The organism is Paenibacillus sp. 2TAB19 (assembly GCF_052115185.1).
Classification (GTDB): Bacteria; Bacillota; Bacilli; order Paenibacillales; family Paenibacillaceae; genus Pristimantibacillus.
The window spans coordinates 30,094-50,070 of the sequence record NZ_JBFRGE010000047.1; the positions used below are offsets into that span (position 1 = coordinate 30,094).

19 protein-coding genes, 1 riboswitch and 1 other annotated feature are annotated in these 19,977 nt (G+C 55.0%); of the genes, 16 read left to right on the forward strand and 3 right to left on the reverse strand.

Annotation, left to right across the window (positions count from 1 at the left end):
* Positions 1-66: 66 nt before the first annotated feature.
* The 5 genes from AB4Z33_RS20110 (at position 67) to AB4Z33_RS20130 (ending at position 5,551) form a co-directional block, all read left to right on the forward strand.
* Entirely contained in the window at positions 67-426 is a 360-nt protein-coding gene (locus tag AB4Z33_RS20110; RefSeq protein ID WP_442051601.1) for an Asp23/Gls24 family envelope stress response protein, read from the forward strand.
* A 56-nt stretch (positions 427-482) separates the two neighbouring features.
* Positions 483-2,225, forward strand: coding sequence for a DAK2 domain-containing protein (locus AB4Z33_RS20115; protein ID WP_442051620.1), 1,743 nt, complete (start codon positions 483-485; stop codon positions 2,223-2,225).
* 35 nt (positions 2,226-2,260) lie between these two features.
* Entirely contained in the window at positions 2,261-3,118 is an 858-nt protein-coding gene (locus tag AB4Z33_RS20120; protein ID WP_442051602.1) for a DegV family protein, read from the forward strand.
* 4 nt (positions 3,119-3,122) lie between these two features.
* On the forward strand, positions 3,123-5,198 hold the full coding sequence (gene recG, locus AB4Z33_RS20125; protein ID WP_442051603.1) for an ATP-dependent DNA helicase RecG: 2,076 nt from the start codon (positions 3,123-3,125) through the stop codon (positions 5,196-5,198).
* A 65-nt stretch (positions 5,199-5,263) separates the two neighbouring features.
* Positions 5,264-5,551, forward strand: a complete 288-nt coding sequence (locus AB4Z33_RS20130) for a stage VI sporulation protein F (RefSeq protein ID WP_442051604.1) — start codon at positions 5,264-5,266, stop codon at positions 5,549-5,551.
* A 234-nt stretch (positions 5,552-5,785) separates the two neighbouring features.
* On the opposite strand, the gene AB4Z33_RS20135 is transcribed toward AB4Z33_RS20130, so the two are convergent.
* Entirely contained in the window at positions 5,786-6,484 is a 699-nt protein-coding gene (locus AB4Z33_RS20135) for an SOS response-associated peptidase (protein WP_442051605.1), read from the reverse strand.
* 165 nt (positions 6,485-6,649) lie between these two features.
* On the opposite strand from AB4Z33_RS20135, the gene AB4Z33_RS20140 reads away from it, so the two are divergent.
* Complete coding sequence (locus AB4Z33_RS20140; protein WP_442051606.1) at positions 6,650-7,978, forward strand: DUF2515 domain-containing protein; 1,329 nt, start codon at positions 6,650-6,652, stop codon at positions 7,976-7,978.
* Here the strand turns inward: AB4Z33_RS20140 and AB4Z33_RS20145 are convergent.
* Together AB4Z33_RS20145 and AB4Z33_RS20150 are read right to left on the reverse strand one after the other, a co-directional pair.
* A complete protein-coding gene (locus tag AB4Z33_RS20145; protein WP_442051607.1) occupies positions 7,975-8,301 on the reverse strand; it encodes a YolD-like family protein in 327 nt (108 codons plus the stop codon). The genes AB4Z33_RS20140 and AB4Z33_RS20145 overlap by 4 nt on opposite strands.
* Positions 8,298-9,563, reverse strand: a complete 1,266-nt coding sequence (locus AB4Z33_RS20150; RefSeq protein WP_442051608.1) for a DNA polymerase IV — start codon at positions 9,561-9,563, stop codon at positions 8,298-8,300. The genes AB4Z33_RS20145 and AB4Z33_RS20150 overlap by 4 nt, the downstream gene beginning before the upstream one ends.
* A 289-nt stretch (positions 9,564-9,852) precedes the next feature.
* Here AB4Z33_RS20150 and AB4Z33_RS20155 point away from each other — a divergent pair, with 289 nt between their 5' ends.
* From AB4Z33_RS20155 to AB4Z33_RS20200, 10 genes are all read left to right on the forward strand, one after another.
* Complete coding sequence (locus AB4Z33_RS20155; protein ID WP_442051609.1) at positions 9,853-11,400, forward strand: spore germination protein; 1,548 nt, start codon at positions 9,853-9,855, stop codon at positions 11,398-11,400.
* 18 nt (positions 11,401-11,418) lie between these two features.
* Complete coding sequence (locus AB4Z33_RS20160) at positions 11,419-12,639, forward strand: Ger(x)C family spore germination protein (protein WP_442051610.1); 1,221 nt, start codon at positions 11,419-11,421, stop codon at positions 12,637-12,639.
* Between the two features lie 16 nt (positions 12,640-12,655).
* Positions 12,656-13,768, forward strand: a complete 1,113-nt coding sequence (locus AB4Z33_RS20165) for a GerAB/ArcD/ProY family transporter (RefSeq protein ID WP_442051611.1) — start codon at positions 12,656-12,658, stop codon at positions 13,766-13,768.
* A 73-nt stretch (positions 13,769-13,841) separates the two neighbouring features.
* Positions 13,842-13,957, forward strand: a riboswitch (TPP riboswitch).
* 222 nt (positions 13,958-14,179) lie between these two features.
* Positions 14,180-15,226: an ABC transporter substrate-binding protein gene (locus AB4Z33_RS20170; RefSeq protein ID WP_442051612.1), complete on the forward strand. Its 1,047-nt coding sequence runs from the start codon at positions 14,180-14,182 to the stop codon at positions 15,224-15,226.
* A 28-nt stretch (positions 15,227-15,254) separates the two neighbouring features.
* Complete coding sequence (locus AB4Z33_RS20175) at positions 15,255-15,557, forward strand: thiamine-binding protein (RefSeq protein ID WP_442051613.1); 303 nt, start codon at positions 15,255-15,257, stop codon at positions 15,555-15,557.
* Positions 15,547-16,329, forward strand: a complete 783-nt coding sequence (locus tag AB4Z33_RS20180) for an ABC transporter permease (RefSeq protein WP_442051614.1) — start codon at positions 15,547-15,549, stop codon at positions 16,327-16,329. The genes AB4Z33_RS20175 and AB4Z33_RS20180 overlap by 11 nt, the downstream gene beginning before the upstream one ends.
* A 2-nt stretch (positions 16,330-16,331) precedes the next feature.
* Entirely contained in the window at positions 16,332-17,195 is an 864-nt protein-coding gene (locus tag AB4Z33_RS20185) for an ABC transporter ATP-binding protein (RefSeq protein ID WP_442051615.1), read from the forward strand.
* The gene (locus AB4Z33_RS20190) at positions 17,179-18,006 is read left to right on the forward strand and encodes a TatD family hydrolase (RefSeq protein WP_442051616.1); all 828 of its coding nucleotides are present in this window, start codon (positions 17,179-17,181) and stop codon (positions 18,004-18,006) included. The genes AB4Z33_RS20185 and AB4Z33_RS20190 overlap by 17 nt, the downstream gene beginning before the upstream one ends.
* A 200-nt stretch (positions 18,007-18,206) precedes the next feature.
* Complete coding sequence (locus AB4Z33_RS20195; protein WP_442051617.1) at positions 18,207-18,977, forward strand: glucosaminidase domain-containing protein; 771 nt, start codon at positions 18,207-18,209, stop codon at positions 18,975-18,977.
* Between the two features lie 58 nt (positions 18,978-19,035).
* Positions 19,036-19,294, forward strand: a binding site (T-box leader).
* Positions 19,295-19,389: 95 nt separating this feature from the next.
* The coding region (locus tag AB4Z33_RS20200) for a glutamate--tRNA ligase family protein (protein ID WP_442051618.1) at positions 19,390-19,977 on the forward strand (588 nt) is incomplete at its 3' end.

The following is a 19,977-nucleotide window of genomic DNA, read 5'->3' on the forward strand; positions in this document are numbered from 1 at the left end:
TAAAGACGCTGTTTATAGTACAATGATACATAGTCCATAATACTTACAGTAAGGGAGTGTAGTTCTATGCCTCTGCAGCTTAGCACCGAGCTTGGTTCCATTCACGTTACAGATCACTGCATTGCCGTTATTGCTGGCTCCGCAGCTTTGGATTGTTATGGACTTGTCGGAATGGCTTCGAGAAAGCAACTGAAGGACGGTATCGCCGAGCTATTGGGAAGAGACAATTATACGCGCGGGGTAGAAGTGCGGCGGGAGCAAGAGAAGCTGCATATCGATCTTCATATTGTCGTGAGCTACGGCACGAAGATTTCCGAAGTTGCCCATAATATTCAATCAAAAGTGAAATATGTACTTAACAATGTATTCGATCTACAAGTGGAACAAGTCCATATATTTGTTCAAGACGTGAGGGTATCCATGTAGCGGAAGGGGAATTTTCTTTGAGTAAGCGCTTTATTAACGGATCTGATTTTGCCGCAATGGCACTGCTAGGTGCAGAATATTTACAGCGTAACGCCGAACATGTTAACGCTTTGAATGTGTTTCCTGTGCCGGATGGCGATACGGGAACCAACATGAATTTAACGATGACCTCCGGTATTCGCGAGCTGCGCAGTAAACCGTCCGCAGGGGTGGGCAAAGCGGCAGAAGCTCTTTCGAAAGGGCTGCTCATGGGCGCGCGCGGCAATTCCGGCGTTATTCTATCGCAGCTGTTCCGCGGCTTCTCGAAGTCGCTGAGCGGGGTGGAAGAAGCGGGAGTGCTCCAGCTTGCGAACGCGCTTCAGCACGGTGTAGACATGGCCTATAAGGCGGTTGTTAAGCCGGTCGAAGGAACAATACTTACGGTTGCCAGAGAAGCAGCCAAACATGCGGTTCAGTATGCGCGCAGAACGAATGATGTTGCCGATCTGATGCGTGAAGTGCACGCGAAGGCGCATGAAGCGTTGCAGCGCACGCCTGATCTGCTGCCTGTCCTGAAGCAGGTCGGCGTAGTCGATTCCGGCGGGCAAGGGCTCGTATTTATTTATGAAGGCTTCGTGCATAGCTTGAACGCTGGTTCTGGAAACGCAGAGCAAGAAGGCTACACATTGCCTTCTGAAGCCGCGCCTCCTGAGGAAGTGGCCGTTCCCGGCTCAGCGCCAAGCATTCGCAAGCAGGAGCCAAGCTCTGCGCAAGCGAGACTGTCGACGGAAGCCATTGAGTTTTTATACGACATGGAATTTTTTATCAATCGCAAGCTGATCGGCAATAAAGCGGCGTTTTTTGATGAATCCGCTTACAAACGTGCGCTCGAGAAGGACGGAGACTCCATTCTCGTCATTACGGACGACGACATTATCAAAGTGCATGTTCATTCGCGCAAGCCTGGCGATGTGCTTAACTTATCTCTGCCTTACGGCGAGTTGACCGATATTCATATCTTAAACATGAGAGAGCAGCACCGCGAGCTGCTGGAGCAGGAGCATGAAACATCCAATTATGCGACTGCAAGCTTAGCTGCAGCGGAATTGCTGGCGGGGCAAGTGCCGGATGCGGCGGTAGCGCCTGGACAAGTATACGAACGCGCTCCTTACGGCATCATCGCAGTAGCTCTTGGCGACGGCATTGCCGACATTTTCCTCGAAAATGATGTGGATACCGTATTGTCCGGCGGACAAACGATGAATCCGAGCACGGAAGATTTCGTGAAGGCAATCGAGGCGCTCTCCGCTGAGCATATTTATTTGCTTCCGAATAACGGCAATATCATTCTTGCCGCTGAACAAGCTGCCGAGCTTAGCGAACGCAGTGTGACGGTTATTGCTACACGTACGATTCCTCAGGGGCTGGCGGCTGTGCTTGCCTTCAAAGAGGATGAATCGATGGAGCGCAATACGGACTGGATGCGGAATGCGGCTGAACAGGTCGTTTCCGGCCAAGTAACGAAGGCCGTTCGGGATACGACGATCGAAGGGGTCTCGATTCGCGAAGGCGAATATATCGGCATTAAGGAGAAGACGATTGTTGTTTCTGATCCGGCTGTGCTGGGCGCGTGCCAGTCGCTGCTAGCCAGCATGCTGGCGGACGGCGGCGATCTCGTAACCGTGCTTACAGGCGAGGATGCCGACCCGAGCGTAACCGCGGCATTGTGCGAATGGATTGCCGAGCAGTACCCAGAGCTTGAGACCGAGGTGCAAGAAGGCGGTCAGCCTCTTTACCCTTATTTGTTCGCCGTTGAATAATTGGCAATCGTTATTATGTCCGGGAGGGGATTCCTATGGGGAAGGTTCGAATTGTAACGGATAGTACCGCTGATATTCCGCTCGAGGTAAGAGAGAAGCTGGGTATTTCGATGGTGCCGCTCAAGGTTCTGTTCGGGGAAGAAACGTATTTGGACGGCGTGACGATCCAGAACGAGGAGTTCTACGCGAAGCTGACCTCATCGTCCGTTCTGCCGACGACCTCGCAGCCGTCGCCGAACGAGTTCTCCGAGATGTACGAGCAATTGCTCGCCGAGGATCCGGAAGGGCCGATTATTTCGTTGCACTTATCGGCAGCGCTGAGCGGAACGTATCAATCGGCGGTTATTGCGCAGTCGATGCTGGAGGACGCCGGCGATATTACGATCATTGATTCCAAGTCGGCTTCGTACGGCTTCGGCATGCGTGCTATTCGGGCGGCCGAGATGGCGCTGGCCGGTGAATCGAAGGATGTCATCCTGGCCGAGCTGCAGCGTCTCGAAGGCGAGATGCAAATTTATTTTTTGGTGGATTCGCTTGAATATTTGCAGAAGGGCGGACGGATCGGCAAAGCTTCGGCACTTATAGGTTCGATTCTTAATATTAAGCCGATTCTGTCGCTGGACCCGGACGGAACGGTCTATCCTGTCGATAAGGTGCGCGGAACGAAAAAAGCGATGGCGCGCGTGCTTGAGATGCTGAAGCAGCGCTTCGACGCGCAGGAGCCTGTGTCGATGACGATTGCGTGGTCTTCAGGTCATGATACAGCTATGGAGCTGTGTGAATACTTGAAGGGCCATTTCAATATTCAGCATATAGGCTTCACGACAATCGGAGCGGTTATCGGAACGCATACGGGACCGGGGTTATCGGCCGTATTTATGTACAAGGTGTGAGTGAATGATGATTAGCTTAGATCAAGTTTCCGTTAAACAAATTAAAGGCGTGAGCGCTCCTAAGGAACAGGAGCTTCACGCCTTTGGCATTCAAACCGTCGCCGATCTGCTCGACTATTTTCCATATCGGTACGAGGACTATCGCATTCGTAATTTGGCAGATGCCAAGGATGGCGAGAAAGTGACTGTGCTTGGCCATATCCGCGGTAATCCGCTGCTTCAACGATACGGAAAAGGGAAGTCGCGGCTGACTTGCAAGATTGAGATTGACGGATGGCTTGTGACGGCCGTCTGGTTCAATCGGCATTACTTGCAGGAGCAGCTTACGCTTGGGCGTGAAGTGATGCTGACGGGCAAATGGGAGCAGCATCGGCTGCAGATGACGGTATCCGATTCGGAGTTTCAGGATGGCGGCAGCACGGCTACAGGAGGCAAGGCGGCTAAGAGCGGTACGCTTCAGCCCGTCTATTCTGTAGGCGGCAGCATTACGCAGCCGTGGATGCGAAAGACGATTCGCCAAGCGCTGACGCAATACGAGACGATGATCGAGGAAGTGCTGCCGCATGAGCTGGTGCAGCGTCATCAGCTTATGGCTAGGCGCGACGCTGTGCGCCATATTCATCTGCCGGAGGACGCGAAGGAAGGACAAGCTGCCAGGCGGCGCCTTGTGTACGAGGAGCTGTTCCTGTTCCAGCTCAAGCTGCAAGCTTATCGCGCGCTGAATCGCAAACGCGGCGACGGCTTGGCGATGCGTGTGGAGAGCGAATGGATACGGCAGTTCGCGGCAACGCTGCCATTCGAGCTCACCGATGCGCAGAAGAAGGTCGTCAACGAAATATTGATGGATATGCGCCGTCCATCGAGCATGAACCGGCTGCTGCAGGGCGATGTCGGCTCGGGCAAAACGGTCGTTGCTGCTATCGCGCTGTATGGAGCGGTCAAGACCGGTCATCAAGGCGCGCTCATGGTGCCGACGGAAATATTGGCCGATCAGCATATGCGCTCCCTGCAGAAGCTGTTCAGCGGGATGGGGATCGAGGTCGGCTTGCTGACGGGAAGCTTGACGGAGCGGAAGCGCCGCGATGTGCTTGCCGGCTTGCAGATGGGGATGATCGATATCGCGGTTGGCACGCATGCGCTTATTCAAGACGACGTATTCTTCCGCAGTCTTGGACTTGTCGTGACCGACGAGCAGCACCGGTTCGGCGTTAATCAGCGCAGCGTGCTGCGGCGCAAGGGGATGAATCCGGACGTGCTGACGATGACGGCTACGCCGATTCCGCGAACGCTTGCCATTACGGCGTTCGGGGATATGGACGTGTCAACGCTTCGCGATCGCCCTCATGGGCGCAAGCCGATCAAGACGTATTGGGTGAAGCACAGCATGATGGACCGCGTTCTGGAATTCATTCGCAAGGAAGTGGATCAAGGGCGCCAAGCGTACATTATTTGTCCGCTTATCGAGGAGTCGGAGAAGCTTGACGTGCAGAACGCGATCGATCTGCATATCCAAATGCAGCAAGCGTTCCCGCAGTATAAGGTTGCGCTTCTTCACGGGCGGCTGACGGCAGCCGATAAGGATGCCGTCATGAGCGCCTTCGGTGCGAACGAGACGCAGGTGCTCGTCGCGACGACCGTCGTCGAGGTTGGCGTCGACGTGCCGAATTCGACGTTAATGGTCATTATGGATGCGGAGCGCTTCGGCCTGTCGCAGCTCCATCAGCTTCGCGGACGCGTTGGACGCGGCGAGCATCAGTCGCATTGCATTCTCGTGTCCGATCCGAAGTCGGAGACCGGACGCGAGCGGATGAAGGTCATGACGGATACCGATGACGGCTTCGAAGTATCGCGGCGAGACCTGGAGCTTCGCGGACCAGGCGACTTCTTCGGAACAAAGCAGAGCGGGCTCCCCGAGTTCAAGCTGGCCGATATGGTGGCTGATTACGAGACGCTGGAAGAGGCGCGCGATGACGCGGGCGAGATCACGGGACAAGACGATTTTTGGACCAATACATCCTATGCAAGGTTGCGCGCGCTGCTGCAGAAGGATCAAATTTTTCAAGGGGAGCAATTGGACTAGGCAATAATTCCTTAATTCCGGCATATAGTTAACCGTTAACACTGTCGGTTGGAGGTGTCTAGACTGTGAGTTACCAAAAGTACGGCATTAAGCCGCAGTTGGTCGAGCGCGTCAAATATAAGTTGAAAAATCCGGTCACGAAGGACCGGATTCGAGAGCTGCTGGGCAACGTAACGAAATATGATTTGCAGGAACGTCCGAAGGTGCGCAGGCTGGTGAAGGCTGCTGCCGTTATTTTGCAGGAGCCGCTCACCGATGTGCAGGAGGATCAAATCGTCGCTTTCGTTCTGGGACAAAAGATTGATCCGAACAATACGTTTCATTTGCTCAAGCTTTGGGGCATGTTTCGCTGACCTATCCGGTCGGCGATTTTTTTTTGTTGTGGGGCAAGCTTAGCTTGCATTAAATTGCATTGCAGTGCCGTTGGTGCCGTTGCGGACTCATGAGTCCCCTATAGGAGGGGCTGGAGTCCATTAGGGACATCGGTGTTCGCATGATCCGTCAAATGATGCGAAACCCATTATTAAGGCCTCAGGTGTCCTCAGCTCCACCTTACTATGAACTAGATGATGCGTGTACGCCCGAGCTTAGAACAGCCGCAACTGCTCGTCCACCATCATTTGCTCAATTAATTCGGGGGAGTCGTTGCGCACGTTGCCTACAGCGGAAGAGACGGCGTAAGCGACCATGTCGCGCTCGTCATATGGGCGCAAGAGCGGCAGAATGGCTTCTACGTCCTGCGTCTTGCGATCAAGCCATAACGCTTCATTCTCTGGCTTTAAAATGACCGGCATTCGATCGTGAATAGGAGCCATTAACGGATTGGGTTCTGTCGTAAGGATGGTACAGCTGTTTATTTTGGCACCATCGGGAGAGATCCAAGTTTCGTAGAGACCCGCCATGCTGAATATCTCACGGCTCTTCAACGTAATCCGCATCGGCTGCTTGCCGCCGCCGCTTAGCTTCTTCCACTCATAGAATCCGTCCGCGGGAATGAGGCAGCGCTTGCTGCGAAGCGGCTTCTTGAACGCTGCCTTCGCGGCTGCCGTCTCTGCTCGCGCGTTAATCATCATGAAGCCGACCTTCGGATCATCGGCCCATGGCGGAACGAGACCCCACTTCAGCTCGCCGAGCCGATTGGCGCTCCCATCGTTAATGACTGCGAGCACTTGCTGGCTCGGGGCTACGTTATATTTTGGACGATGGAACGGAATGCCTGTCTCGTCTACCATATACCGCACCATTAGCTCTTCTATCGTTATTGTGAGCGTATATCTTCCGCACATCGCTTCCAACCTCCGTCTGCTGCTGCTCGCTTAAGGCAGAGCGTAAATTTGGCTCTATTATACTATGACTTCCCCTGTATGCCCAACTTGCACGCCCGCTTCCGTATGGCAGCCTGCGACTTGGAGGATACTGGTCTTATAAGGTGATGATCGGGAGGGGCGTGTATGGACAAACAGGGAAGTTTCCGAGGGCGAAGGCAGCAGCGGGGAAGCGGCGAATCGTTTCTCGGTCGGCTGCTTGCGCTTCCGCGCGCTGCTGTCGCTTATGCTGTCGGGAAGTGGAAAGCAATGAGCGTATCGGAGCAGATGATCGCGGAAGCATCTCCGCTCCTGCTGTCGCCAGCTGCGATATCCCGGCTGACGGCTGCGTGGAGAAGGCTGGAGGAGGAGGCGGAGACGTCGCCCCTTCATGCTTCCGAATCGTGGACGGATGAGGAACTGGCACTCATCTCACAGATTCGCACGGAGACGGACAAGTGCAATCGGAATAACGTAACGCGGACCGAGGCGTACCGGACCGTCTATTTTCGCACGCCAGTGCTTCATTGGGCGCTGCTTGCGCATCTCGTCTCGCGCAACGGCGGCTGGAATATGACGGATCTGCAAGGGGAGTGGCTGCCCTATTTGCTTCGGGACGATCAGCGGGAGGAGCTGTTCTCTTTCCTGGAACGCGCGAATGCGCTTATTTTCCAAGATGCCTACCCGCAGTTGCTGCTCTACGAGCGCAGCCTGAGGGAAGGGAGAAGCCTATTCCATCTGTTGCCGGCGTTTGACGTTTCGGTGTTCATGGCGCCTGTATGGCGGCAGTTCTGGAAGGAACGGGATCCGGTTCCCTTGACGGTGGCGCTTATCGTTAACGAGCAGCATTACATCGAACAGCGCGTTATACAGAACGAGCATTTCAAAGAAAAGGTGCTGCAAACGCTGTTCTTCGGTCTGCAGTCCGTGCTGCAGTTGAACGGCGTCGTCTTTCCTTACGGCAGCGGCGGCAAATCAGCTGCCGACGGGGATTGCAGCACGGAGGCAGGCACGCAGCTGGCGGGTATCATTATCGAGCGATTCGAGAATGTAGAGGAGCGGGTTGAATTCGGCAAGCAGCTCTATGCGATGCTGTTCGGCATCGCTCCTGTTCTCCACGGCGCGCGCTGCTTCGCTGCCGCCGTGAAGCATACAGGCTCGCGGGCCGACTTCGCGCCCCAGCTCTATGCCCGCATCCGGCAGTTGCCGCCGCAGCGCGTCTATAAGGAGCGGCTTATCGGCGGCGCGTTGAAGCCGGGCGCGAAGCCGCTGTATAGCCCGGAGCTGCCGTCAGCTTGGGGGGATCGCCCTGTCGCTCCTGCCGAGAAGGGAGATTGGTTTCATTCGGCAGATCAAGTGCTGCCTTACTTCCGCAAGTTGCCGCTGCCGCCGGTGTTCGAGCTGACGAACGAATACGGACTCATCCTGAATAAGCTTGAGCTTGCCGTACTTGCGGCGCAGCGGCAGAAGCTTTAGTCGCTGCTCGCGACGCCTTCAATATCCCGGACCGCGAACCACTCGCCGTCGATCATGAACCGGCCCTTCTGTGAATCGACCCGATCAACGATGCCGATAATCGTGAGCTCCTCCAGCGGGTGGAACATCCGCAGCGTGATCGGCAGCCGCAGCTGCAGCGATTCGGCGACGGCGCGGGAGACAGCTTCCCATTCCTGCTCATCGAGCGAGGCGCGCGTGCGCCGCTTCAACGCTTCGTTGTTCCGGACAATCTCGGCTTTGTGCTCAGGCAGCATCATGCGGCTCGATTCCCACAGTCCGTTTCCCTCAAGCTTCTTTCTCATTTGTAATGGCCTCCAATTTTGGCGGAGCGGTCTCGCGCTTGGCCGCTCGGTGTGTGCGATACGGCGCGTATAATGCTGGCGTCGCCGTATTTTTGCTTAATAGCGTCGGTCGTCTTCTCCAGCGCGATCAACTTCTCCCGGTGCAGATCGAACAAAGAGAGCTGGTATTCGTCATCCGCCGAAAATTGCGAGAGGCTGACGCCGACCTTCCGGACAGGCAGGCCGTCCCAATGCTTCTGCAGCAGCGTCACGGCGGATCGATATACTTGGTTCGTAATATTGGTCGGGTCCTCCATCTTCATCTGCCGGTTGAAGCCGCTCGGACGGTCGTAGTCGGCGCCCATGCATCCGACGGAAACGACATGTCCCATGTAGCCCTTGCTGCGGCAGCGCTGGCATACAAGCTCGACGAGCTCCAGCAGCACGACCTTAATCTCCGCCAGGCTGCCGTAATCGCGAGGCAGCGTCATCATATGGCCGACGGTCGTAGGCGCGACCTGATGCGTGCCGGGCGTTACGGGGCTGTCGTCGATGCCGCTGGCAATGCGCCAATACAGCTCGGCGTTGATGTCCGAGTTTTTGCCGAATTTGCGGCGCATCATCGCTTTCAGCTTATCCAGCGGCGTTCGCGCGATATGGCCGATGGTCGGCATACCCATCGCATTGAAGTGGGCGTTCATCCGGTTGCCGACCATGAACATCTTGCCTACCGGCAATGTCCATAGCGTCTCTTCCAGCAAATCCTTGGTTAGCGTGTAGATGCCGGATTCGTTCTTCTTGGCATAATTGTCGCAGGCGGTCTTCGCCAAAATTTTGTTCTCGGCGATGCCGAAGCGGGTGTAGATGCCGGTCTCGGCCAGTACGCGCGCCTGTATGAGCTCGGCGAGCTTCTCCGGCGGGCCGTACAGCTGCAGCGATCCCGTCACGTCGAGAAACTGCTCATCGATTGAGTACGGCTCGACCAAATCGGTGAAGCTTTCGTAAATTTGCGTAATTCTCATCGACGTATCAATGTAAAGCTTCATGCGGGGCTTTACGATGACGAGATTCGGGCATTTGGCGAGCGAGTCGCCTAGCCGCTCGGCGGTTGTGACGCCGAATTGTTTCGCCAGGGGGCAGGCGGCGAGAATAATGCCGGATCGGCGCTCGGGATCGCCGGCGACGACGAGCGGGAGATCCTTGTATTCGGGATGCTCCGCCTTCTCGACGGAGGCGTAGAACGACTGGCAGTCCGCCAGCATGACAACTCTTTGACGGGGCATCGTGTTCCTCCTATACTGTGCAGAACGTTTGTTTAAATATAAGAAAGCATAAAATGGGATGCTTATACTGTGCTTATATTTCTCCGGAATGAAACGCGCCTCGCCGCCAAAGTACGGCGTTAGCCGTTTCACCTTGCCTTATTATATACAGAACATACGTTCTTATGCTATAGGCTCCGCTATGGTTATTATTTACAATCATAAGGAGACGGGATGATCTTACATATATTCAACCAGTTTGCGCCAAAATAGAGGCAACATGGAAACGGAAAGGTGTCCGAATGCCGCTATGAAAAAAAATGCCCAGAAGGCGCGAACGCCGCTTAGTCCGTCGCTTCAGGCTAATGCAGATGCGATCCGAAGCCGCTTCGGCGGCAGCTTCGATCTGGTCGTTCGTATGTTCCGCAGCGATGCGACCCCCAGCCGGGAGCTTGCGCTTATCTATATCGACGGCATCGTCGACGCAGAGACCGTGAACGTTAGCATTATGGAGCCGCTGATGTCGATGCAGCTTCCGCAGCATGCGCATACGAAGGAAACTAAGCTGCTGGAGGCTTTGCGCGATTGCATTGTATCCGTTGGCTCCGTAGGAGAAATGTTCACGCTGGAGGAGGCGCTGCAGGCGGTGTCTGACGGCTTATGCCTGATCGTAGCTGAAGGCTGCACGTCGGTGCTGACGGCCAGCGTTACAGGCGGCGAGCAGCGGTCCGTAACGATTCCGCAGACGCAGACGGTCATACGCGGTCCGCAGTATGGTTTTGTCGAAAATATCCGGACCAATATTAGTCTTGTTAGGCGTATTATCCGCTCAAGCGATCTTCATGTGCAGATGCATAAGATCGGCCGCCAAACGCATACCGACGTCGCGGTGCTTTATTTGAACGGCGTCGTCGACGAAGGCGTGCTTAAGGAAGTGTATCGCAGGCTTGGCGATATCGATATTGACGGCGTGCTGGAGAGCGGCTATATCGAAGAATTTATTCAAGACGAGACATTCACGCTGTTCCCGACCATTCTGAACACCGAACGTCCCGATACGGTAGCCTCGATCCTGCTGGAAGGACGAGTGGCGATTATGGTGGATGGCACGCCGATTGCTCTGATGGCGCCGATAACGTTCTTCAGCTTCTTCCAATCGCCGGAAGATTATTATCAGCGGTTCGATATAGCAACGCTTGTGCGGGTGATCCGATATGTGGCGTTCATTGTATCGATCTTGCTGCCGGCCTTATATATTGCCGTTACGACCTTTCATCAGGAAATGCTGCCGACGACGCTGCTTATTAGCATAGCGGCTCAGCGAGAGGGCGTCCCTTTTCCAGGACTCGTAGAGGCGCTGCTGATGGAGATGACGTTCGAGGTGCTGCGCGAAGCGGGGCTGCGGATGCCGCGGGCCATCGGACCTGCCATATCGATTGTAGGAGCCCTCGTGCTTGGGCAATCGGCCGTGCAGGCCGGCATTGTATCGGCGGTGATGGTAATCGTCGTCTCGTTCACGGCGATCTCGAACTTCGTCATGCCAGAGTTCAATATGGGCGCGGCATCGCGCATTATCCGGTTTATCTTCATGGTGATGGCGGGCATGTTCGGCTTCTTCGGCATCTTCATCTCCGTGCTGCTTATGCTCGTTCATCTCGTGTCGCTGCGCTCGTTCGGCGTGCCCTATATGTCGCCGATGGCGCCGGGGTCGGCAAGCCAGTCCGTATTTCGTGACGTATTCATCCGCCTGCCATGGTGGGCCATGGTATTTCGCCCATTCGATCTTAAGCTGCGCAATCCGCGACGGCTGCCTAATCGCCGGAAGCCGCCGGCACAGAGGCATTCAGACAATCCATAACGGAAGGAGGGGGGGCGTGTGATCGGAAGGAGGCTGCTATCCGGACTGCTGGCGCTGCTCATTTGCTTGCCGCTGGCGGGCTGCTGGGGCAAGGTTGAGTTAAGCGATATCGCGATCGTATCGGCAACGGGCATCGATTGGAAGGATGGGCAGTGGCAGTTGTCCTATCAGGTCGTCATTCCGCAAGCAATTTCCGGCCAAAGCGCTGCGGCGGGCACGAACGCGGCGGTTAATGTGTTCTCCACCAAAGGGGACAACTTTCGGATTGCGATCAGCAAGGCGAGCCTGGAGACGCCGAGACGGCTTTTTTTCGCTCACAACCAAGTCGTTATTATTGGACAGGATGCAGCGCGCAAAGGCATATCCGCGCTTGCGGAAGCCTATCTCCGAAATCCCGATTCGCGCGAGACGGTCAGCGTATTTCTGACGAAGGGCAACGCGCGCCGCGTACTGGAGCAGCTCATTCCATTGGAGAAAATACCTGGGGCCGCCATTCAGCAGATGATCTTCAATGAGCAGTTGAACGGCTCGACCTTCCAGGAAACGACGATGCATAAGGTGCTTAAGGATTTGCTTGGCGGGGCACAGGTTGTTGGCATACCGAGTCTGGCGATCTCCGGAACGGGAGAAAGTCTAGACCAGGTAGACAAGCTTAGCCGAACGAATACGTCCTCCAAGGTGAGGCTGATGGATCTGGGCATCGTCTCCGGCGATAAGCTCGTAGGCTGGATTACGAAGGAAGAAAGCTCAGGTCTGATGTGGATCAAAAATCAGATCAAGAAGACGACGGTAGCGTTCGGCTGTCCGGATGACGGAAAGGAGGGCAAAGTCTCCTCCATTCGTATTACGAAGGCGAAAACGAAGCTTCGCCCGCAACGTTCCGGCAGCAAGTGGACGATGCATATTGAGACAAAAGCGGAAGGCACGCTGCTCGAGTACAACTGCAGCGGCGACATGAATAAGCCGAAAGAAGTAGACCAGACCGCGCAAGTGATAGCCGAGACAATCAAAGCGACGATGGAAAACGGTTGGAAAGCTGTTTTGGGATATAAGGCGGATGTGGTTGGTTTCGGTAATATCATTCATCAGAGGCATCCGGACGCTTGGAAGCAGATGAAGGGGGATTGGCCTGACTTATTTGCAGAGATGGAAGTGAAGATTGACGTAAAGGTGAAAGTGAATTCAGCGGGCATGAGCGGCGGCGGATTTAAGAAACTGCAGGAGAAGGCGCGTTCATAGACGGAAAGGAGATGCCATGCAGCAGATCGGCAAACAACAGTTGTATATTCTGATTATTGTTTTCTTAATCGGCAGCACGCCGCTGTTCGAGCTCGGCATCAAAGCGAAGCCCGATTCATGGCTTGCGATGACGATGGCTGCGGTCATCGGATTGCTGTTGACCGTTGTTTATGTGACGGTGCAGAAGCGCGCGCCCGAAGCGGGACTCGGCGAGCTGATCTTGATGCATTTTGGCAAATGGCTCGGCGGAGCGGTTGGACTTGTCTATGCGCTATGGTTCGCCTATGAATCGATGCGTAATGTGCGAGACGTAGGGGAACTGACGAATATGGCACTCTTGACCGTGACGCCCAAATGGATGATTATGCTGCTCATTCTGTTTGTCGCTGCGTACACGGTCAGCAAGGGGCTTGAGGTGTTCGTGCGTGTTACACAGCTGCTGTTCCCGATTGCGGGGATCAGCTATTTGTTTATTATTTTGCTGTTGTTTATCGCGAAGCTGCCTGATATTCACCAGTTGCTACCGCTGATGGAGAACGGGATAGGCCCGATTGCGAAGGCGGCGTTTCCGGATCTGGTTTCGTTTCCTTTTGGGCAAATGGTCATTTTTCTTGTCTATTGGAAATATTTGAAGGAGAAGCAAGTGCTGCGGAAGGTCACCTTCTGGGCGCAAGTGGGCGTATCTGCCTTTTTGATTTTTATGAATATGCTCGTGATGAGCGTACTGGGCCTCTCCTTGTCTGAGGTTACGGCGCTGCCGCTGCTGCAGGCGGTTCAATTGATTCGGTTGGCGAATTTCCTCGAGCGGCTGGACGTTATCGTTACGCTGCTGCTATACATCGGACTCTATGTAAAAATGACGGCACTGTACTTGGCGGCGGTCCTTACGCTTAAGGAAGTGACGGGGGCGGCTTACCGTCATTTGGTCTGGCCAGTCGGGATGGTCATCTACGCTGCATCGTTTCTGGAACCGAATAATACGTATCATATATGGCTAGGGTTCGATGTGACGCTGAAAATCGTTCCGTTATTCCAAATCGTGCTGCCGCTGCTTCTGCTGATCGTCGGTGTGCGCAAACGGTACAAGAAGGCGGCGCAGCAGCATTCCGACGCAGGGCAAACGGGTTAATGCCGACCTTCTAGCTTCAAAAAAAGATAGCTATTTAGTCGGGATTTGCTATAATAGGCATATTGACGAAACCGAATATGTTCCGGGGAGCTGGTTAGGCCGGCTGAGAGGGGATTTATGTATATGCAATCCCGACCCTATAAACCTGATCTGGATAATGCCAGCGTAGGGAAGATAAGCTTTGCGCGTTTCATGCAAGGGACGACCGTTAGATCGTGCTTCTAACGTCATGCCGAAGCAGCGTGCATAGGCGCAGCCGAATTTCAGGCGTCCTTCCATACGGGAGGACGCTTTTTTGCATGCGGCAGCGGCCGATCGCACGGGGGCAACCAACCGGACACAGACAAGATATCCTTTCGATTCGTTTCGTTTCGACAAAATAAAGAGATACAGGGAGAGGGAGACAGCAGGATGAAGAAACAAACTGGACGAATGACTTGGAGGCTTACGGCGCTGTTAATGGCGCTCGTTATCGTACTTGCAGGCTGCGGCGCGAACAGCAATAAGCCGGAGAGCGGCAACGCGGGAGAGAATGAAGGGAGCGGCGCGGATAAGCCGCTGACGAAAGTACAGGTCGTGCTCGACTGGACGCCGAACACGAATCATACGGGGCTGTATGTGGCTCGGGATAAAGGGTTCTTCAAGGAGCAGGGGCTTGACGTTGAAATTATTCAGCCGGGCGAGAGCGGCGCTGACCAAATGGTCGCTTCCGGCAACGTACAATTCGGCGTCAGCTATCAGGAGTCGATCACCATGGCTCGTATCGCGGGCGTACCGCTCGTATCGCTCGCGGCAGTCATTCAGCATAACACGTCGGGCTTCGCTTCGCCTGTCGATAAAGGCATCGATTCGCCGAAGAAGTTCGAAGGCAAAACATACGGCGGCTGGGGCGCTCCGCTTGAGGAAGCGGTCATTGATTCACTCATGCAAGAGGAGCAAGCGGATGTGAAGAAGGTTAATATTATGAGCATCGGCGACGGCGATTTCTTCACGGCTGTTAAGCGTGATATCGACTTCGCTTGGATATATTACGCGTGGACGGGCGTCGAGGCCGAGCTGCGCGGCGAGAAAATCAATATGGTATATTTGACCGATTATAGCGACAAGCTGGACTATTATACACCGGTGCTTGCGACAAGCGAGAAGCTGATCGCTAAAGATCCGGAGCTCGTTAAGGCGTTCGTTGCGGGCGCTGCGGCAGGCTACCAATATGCGATCGACAATCCGGAGGATGCGGCCGAAGTATTGATTCAGGCAGAGCCGGATCTGAATGCCGAGCTCGTTCGCGCGAGCCAAAAGTGGTTGAGTCCGAAATACCAGGACGATGCCGCGCAATGGGGCGAGCAGAAGCTGAGCGTATGGGAAAATTATGCGAACTGGATGTTCGACCACAAGCTGCTGGAGAAGGAGCTTGAGGCGGACAAAGCGTTTACGAACGACTTTTTGCCTAAGAAATAATTCATACTGACGAAAGCAGGGGAAACGAATGGCTAATGCACTGGTAAGCATACAAATATTGCCGACGACGCCGGGCGGAGAAAGCGTCATTCCGTACGTCGATCGGGCGATTGACATCATTAAGGCAGCGGGCGTGCCCTACCGGGTAGCTCCGCTGGAGACGACAATGGAAGGCGAGCTGAGCTCTTTGCTAGGGGTTGTGCAGCAGATGAGCGAAGCGATGGCAGAGATGGGCTGTCCGTCCGTTATTTCGCAAGTGAAAATCTACTATAATCCGGCAAACGGCGCTTCGATGGGCAGATTGCTGGAGAAATATCCAGATGGGCAATAAGTCGGGCGTATGGGCAAAGGTATGGCCGCCGGTAATCGTTATCGCTGTACTGCTGGCTTGCTGGCAGGCGGTGACGATGTGGGGACAGGTCGATCAATGGCTGCTTCCCAGCCCATTATCGATCGTACAGGAGGCGGCCTCGGCGAACGTATGGCCGCGGTTAGCGGAACATACCGGTGCGACGCTGCGGCTTACGCTGCTCGGATTTGCAGGCGGATCGGCGGCGGGCTTCTTGCTCGCCGCTTTGCTGCATCTAATTCCGGGTTTGCGTACCGCAGTCTACCCGCTCCTCGTCGTTTCGCAGAACGTCCCGATCGTCGTGATCGGCCCGCTGCTTACGATGTGGCTCGGCTACACGCTGCTGCCGAAGGTGCTGCTCGTTATGATGGTATGCTTCTTCCCAATCTCGGTAGCCATGCTTAGCGGCCTCACGAATACAGATCCGCAGTTGCGCAATTATTTGCAAATGATCGGCACGGGCAAGTGGCAGCTGTTCTGGAAGCTGGAGCTGCCCCATGCCGTCATTCATCTGTTCTCGGGGCTTAAGCTTGCGGCATCCTATAGCGTACTTAGCGCGATTGTCGCGGAGTGGCTCGGCACGAATAAGGGACTGGGCTACTTCATGCAGCTGTCGGCCAAAGGGTTCATGCCGGAGCGGGTATTCGCGTCGGTATTCATCATCGTGGCGCTTAGCCTGTCGCTGTTCGGCTTGATGACGCTGGCCGAGAAGCTGCTCTTGCGCTGGCGTCCTGCCAAGAAGGAGGGAAACTAGCAATGAGCGATATAACAGATCAAGAGCGACGAACGACGATGGCTGCAGGTGCTGGAGCGGCTGGAGCTGTTGCCAAAGCGCTGGAGGTTAAATCGGTCAGCAAAAGCTTCGGCAAAGGAACAGCCGTGAAGGAAGTGCTCGGAGGGCTGTCGCTGACGGTCGGCGAAGGGGAATTCGTCTCCATCGTCGGGCCGTCAGGAAGCGGCAAGTCGACGCTGTTCCAGGTCATCGGCGGCTTGGAGCGTCCGACTAGCGGCGAGATATGGATCGATGGCCAGCAGGCGACGGGACAGACGGGGCATATCTCGTATATGCCCCAGCAATCGTCGCTGCTGCCGTGGCAGACGGTAGCCGGCAATATTGAACTGTCGCTGACGATCGCTGGCATGGAGCGCAAGGAAGCGAAGCGCAGCACGGAGGAGTGGCTGCGCCGCATCGGGCTTGAGGAATATGCAAAGAGTTATCCGCATGTTCTCTCGGGGGGCATGCAGCAGCGCGTATCCTTCTTGCGGGCGCTGTTGTCGCCGCAGCGGCTCATGCTGCTTGATGAGCCGTTCGGTTCGCTCGATGCGCTGACGCGGCTGCAGATGCAGAAGTGGCTGTTGTCGATCTGGGAGGAGAACCGCAGGTCGGTGCTGCTTGTCACGCACAGCATCGATGAGGCGTTGTTCTTATCCGATCGGGTTATCGTGCTGTCGTCCTCGCCTGCAGTTGTGCTCGAGCAATTCGACGTGCCGTTGGCAAGGCCGCGCAGCGAAGCGATGTGGTCGGAGCCTGCGTTTATTGACCTGAAGCAGCGGATCTATGAGCTGCTTCAGGCAGGAGCGGGAGAGAAGGGGGAAGCGGAATATGCCAAACGCCGTTAACGGGGAAACAGCAGCAGGGACGTGGATCGATGCTCATATCCATGTCGATCATTATGAAGCAGCGGAACGGGAAGCGATGCTGGAGCGGGCGTTTGATGCGGGTGCGGCTGCTGTCGTAGCCGTGTCGATGCACTTGCAATCCTCGATTGTCAATCGAGAGTTGGCGCTAGCGCACCTGCCGAATCGCGTTCATCCCGCATATGGCTTCCACCCGGAGCAGCCGATACCGTCTGTTGGTGAGCTGGATGAACTGTTCGCTTGGATTAGAGCGCGTCATGCGGAAGGCGAGAGCTTCGCAATCGGCGAGGTCGGATTGCCGTATTATACGAGAACGGAAGCGGAGGCTGCGGGGCAGTCGTTCGACGAAGCGCCTTACCTCGCGCTGCTCGAACGGTTCGCAGCGCTTGCCGCGGAACTGGAGCGGCCGATTGTGCTGCACGCCGTCTATGAGGACGCGGACAAGGCTTGCGACATACTTGAGCGGAGCGGCGTACGGAGCGCGCACTTCCATTGGTTCAAGGGAAGCGAAGCAACCGTGCGGCGAATGATCGCCGCAGGCTACTTCGTGTCGATGACGCCGGATATCGCCTACGAAGCGGAAATTAGGGTGCTGGCGGAGCAATATCCGCTTCACTTGCTGATGGCTGAGACGGATGGGCCATGGCCGTTCGAAGGACCGTATGAGGGGCGAAGGACCGAGCCTGCCATGTCGCAGGATGTCGCGGTACATATTGCGGCCATTAAGCAGCAACCGGTGGAGCTTGTGCGTACTGCTTTATTGCAAAATACGAAACGGTTGTACGGAATATAGCGGGAATACGACAACAAGCTGGCGTTTGCGCATGATGCGACGCCAGTTTGTTTTTGGTTTCGCCTGAGGACAGCAGAGGCGTTAATTGCTGTCTATCGCCTTTAATGCCCTTGCCGATTCATGCCATTTTGTCCGTTGCGCCGTTCTACTCTACCGCATACAAAGATAGCATTAGGGTTGAGAGAAGGGAGAGTTCTAAGATGGCAGCTTTGACTAGAGAACAGTTTTTTGCGGCACTTGCTCCAACCGTCATTCGGGTAAGAGGGGAAGGCTCGACGATGTTTCCTTCCGTACGGTTAGCCCAAAATTTGCTCGAAACAGGCGGTGTTATTCACCCTTGGAACAATCTGAGCGGCATTAAGGTCGGCAGCGGGCAGACGAATGCTTACTGGCATGGCGAAGCAGTGGTGAAGGGGACGTGGGAGTATGTCGATGGCCGCAATGTCAACACGAAGGCGGCGTTCCGCGCTTACACAAGCTTATATCACTTCTATAAGGATCTCGATCTGCTGCTTGCAACGCCGCGTTACGACCGCGTTCGGAAGGCGGAAACGCCTGAGCGCCAAGCTCAGATGCTGCTCGCTTGCGGTTATGCGACGGATCCGAATTATCCGCTCAAGCTAATGGCAATTATTAAGCAGTACTCGCTCATGAAGTACGATCTAATGGGCAAACCTCCCGTTAAGCCGGAGAAGTTCAAAGACGCTGAAATCGTGGCGGTTGTGCATGGCGGGCAAGCGGTGTCGGATGGTTACTTGGTTCATGGCGCTACCTGGGTGCCTGCTAGACTGGTTGGCGAGCGGCTTGGAGCGGTCATTGACTGGAACGGAAAGCAGGTTACGGTGAACGGGGTTGCAATCGAGACCGTACTGTCTAATGCAAAGGGCTACGTCAAGCTGCGCGATCTGGCAGACCAGCTTGGACTTGCGGCCAGTTGGGACGCTATGGCGCGAGTAGCATCGATCGACTAAAGTAGAAGATTCGCCGGTTTACATCGAGGTTGCTCTTTTGGTATTCTATAGGCAACATTGAAACGCGATGACGAGAAGAGTAAGGGAATAGGTTGTTGCACAGAGAGCCCTCGGCAGCTGAGAGGGGGCGAACGACGTTTCCCTGAACCAAGCCTCTGAGCGGCATGTCGGAATCGCCCCCGGGCGAGGATGGCATGACGGGAGCTCCCGTTACAGAGCTAGAGTATAAGCATTGCCTGCAATGCCGTACTTGAAGAGGTTAATATGGCGACATGTTAATGAACCTGGGGTGGCACCGCGAGAACTTCGTCCCCAAGACCAACGTCTTGGAGGTGAGGTTCTTTTTTGCGTTTATTAGGCGCATTTGGCGGTAGCTTGGCTGTTACAGTTATTCATTAAGGAGGAGCCGACAATGGAATCGGATAATAAGAAAGAGCATTCAAGCGACAACTTTTTATTTAGGCTGATAACGGAGGAACTGGAGCAATATCCGTTCACGAGGGAGATGCGTACGCGGTTTCCGCCCGAGCCGAACGGCTATCTTCATATCGGCAGCGCCTACGCGATTCAGACGAATGACACGATAGCAAGGCAATTCAACGGCAAGTTTCATTTGCGCTTTGACGATACGAATCCGCTTAAGGAGGACATTGCTTACGTGGACGCGATCATCGAGGACATCAAGTGGCTTGGCTACGATCCGGGCGAGCACATCTATTACGGGTCAGATTACTCCGAGGAAATCTACCGTGCAGCCGTTCATCTAATCGAGCGCGGGCGTGCATACGTATGCGATCTGACGCCGGAGGAAGTATCGGAATACCGGGGAACGTTGACGCAGCCGGGCAAGAACAGCCCGTTTCGAGAGCGCTCCACTCTAGAGAATCTGACGCTTTTTGCGAAAATGAAAGAAGGTGCTTTTCCGGCCTCTTCCAAAGTACTCCGCGCCAAAATCGATATGGGCTCGCCTAACATGAATCTGCGCGACCCTGTTATTTAC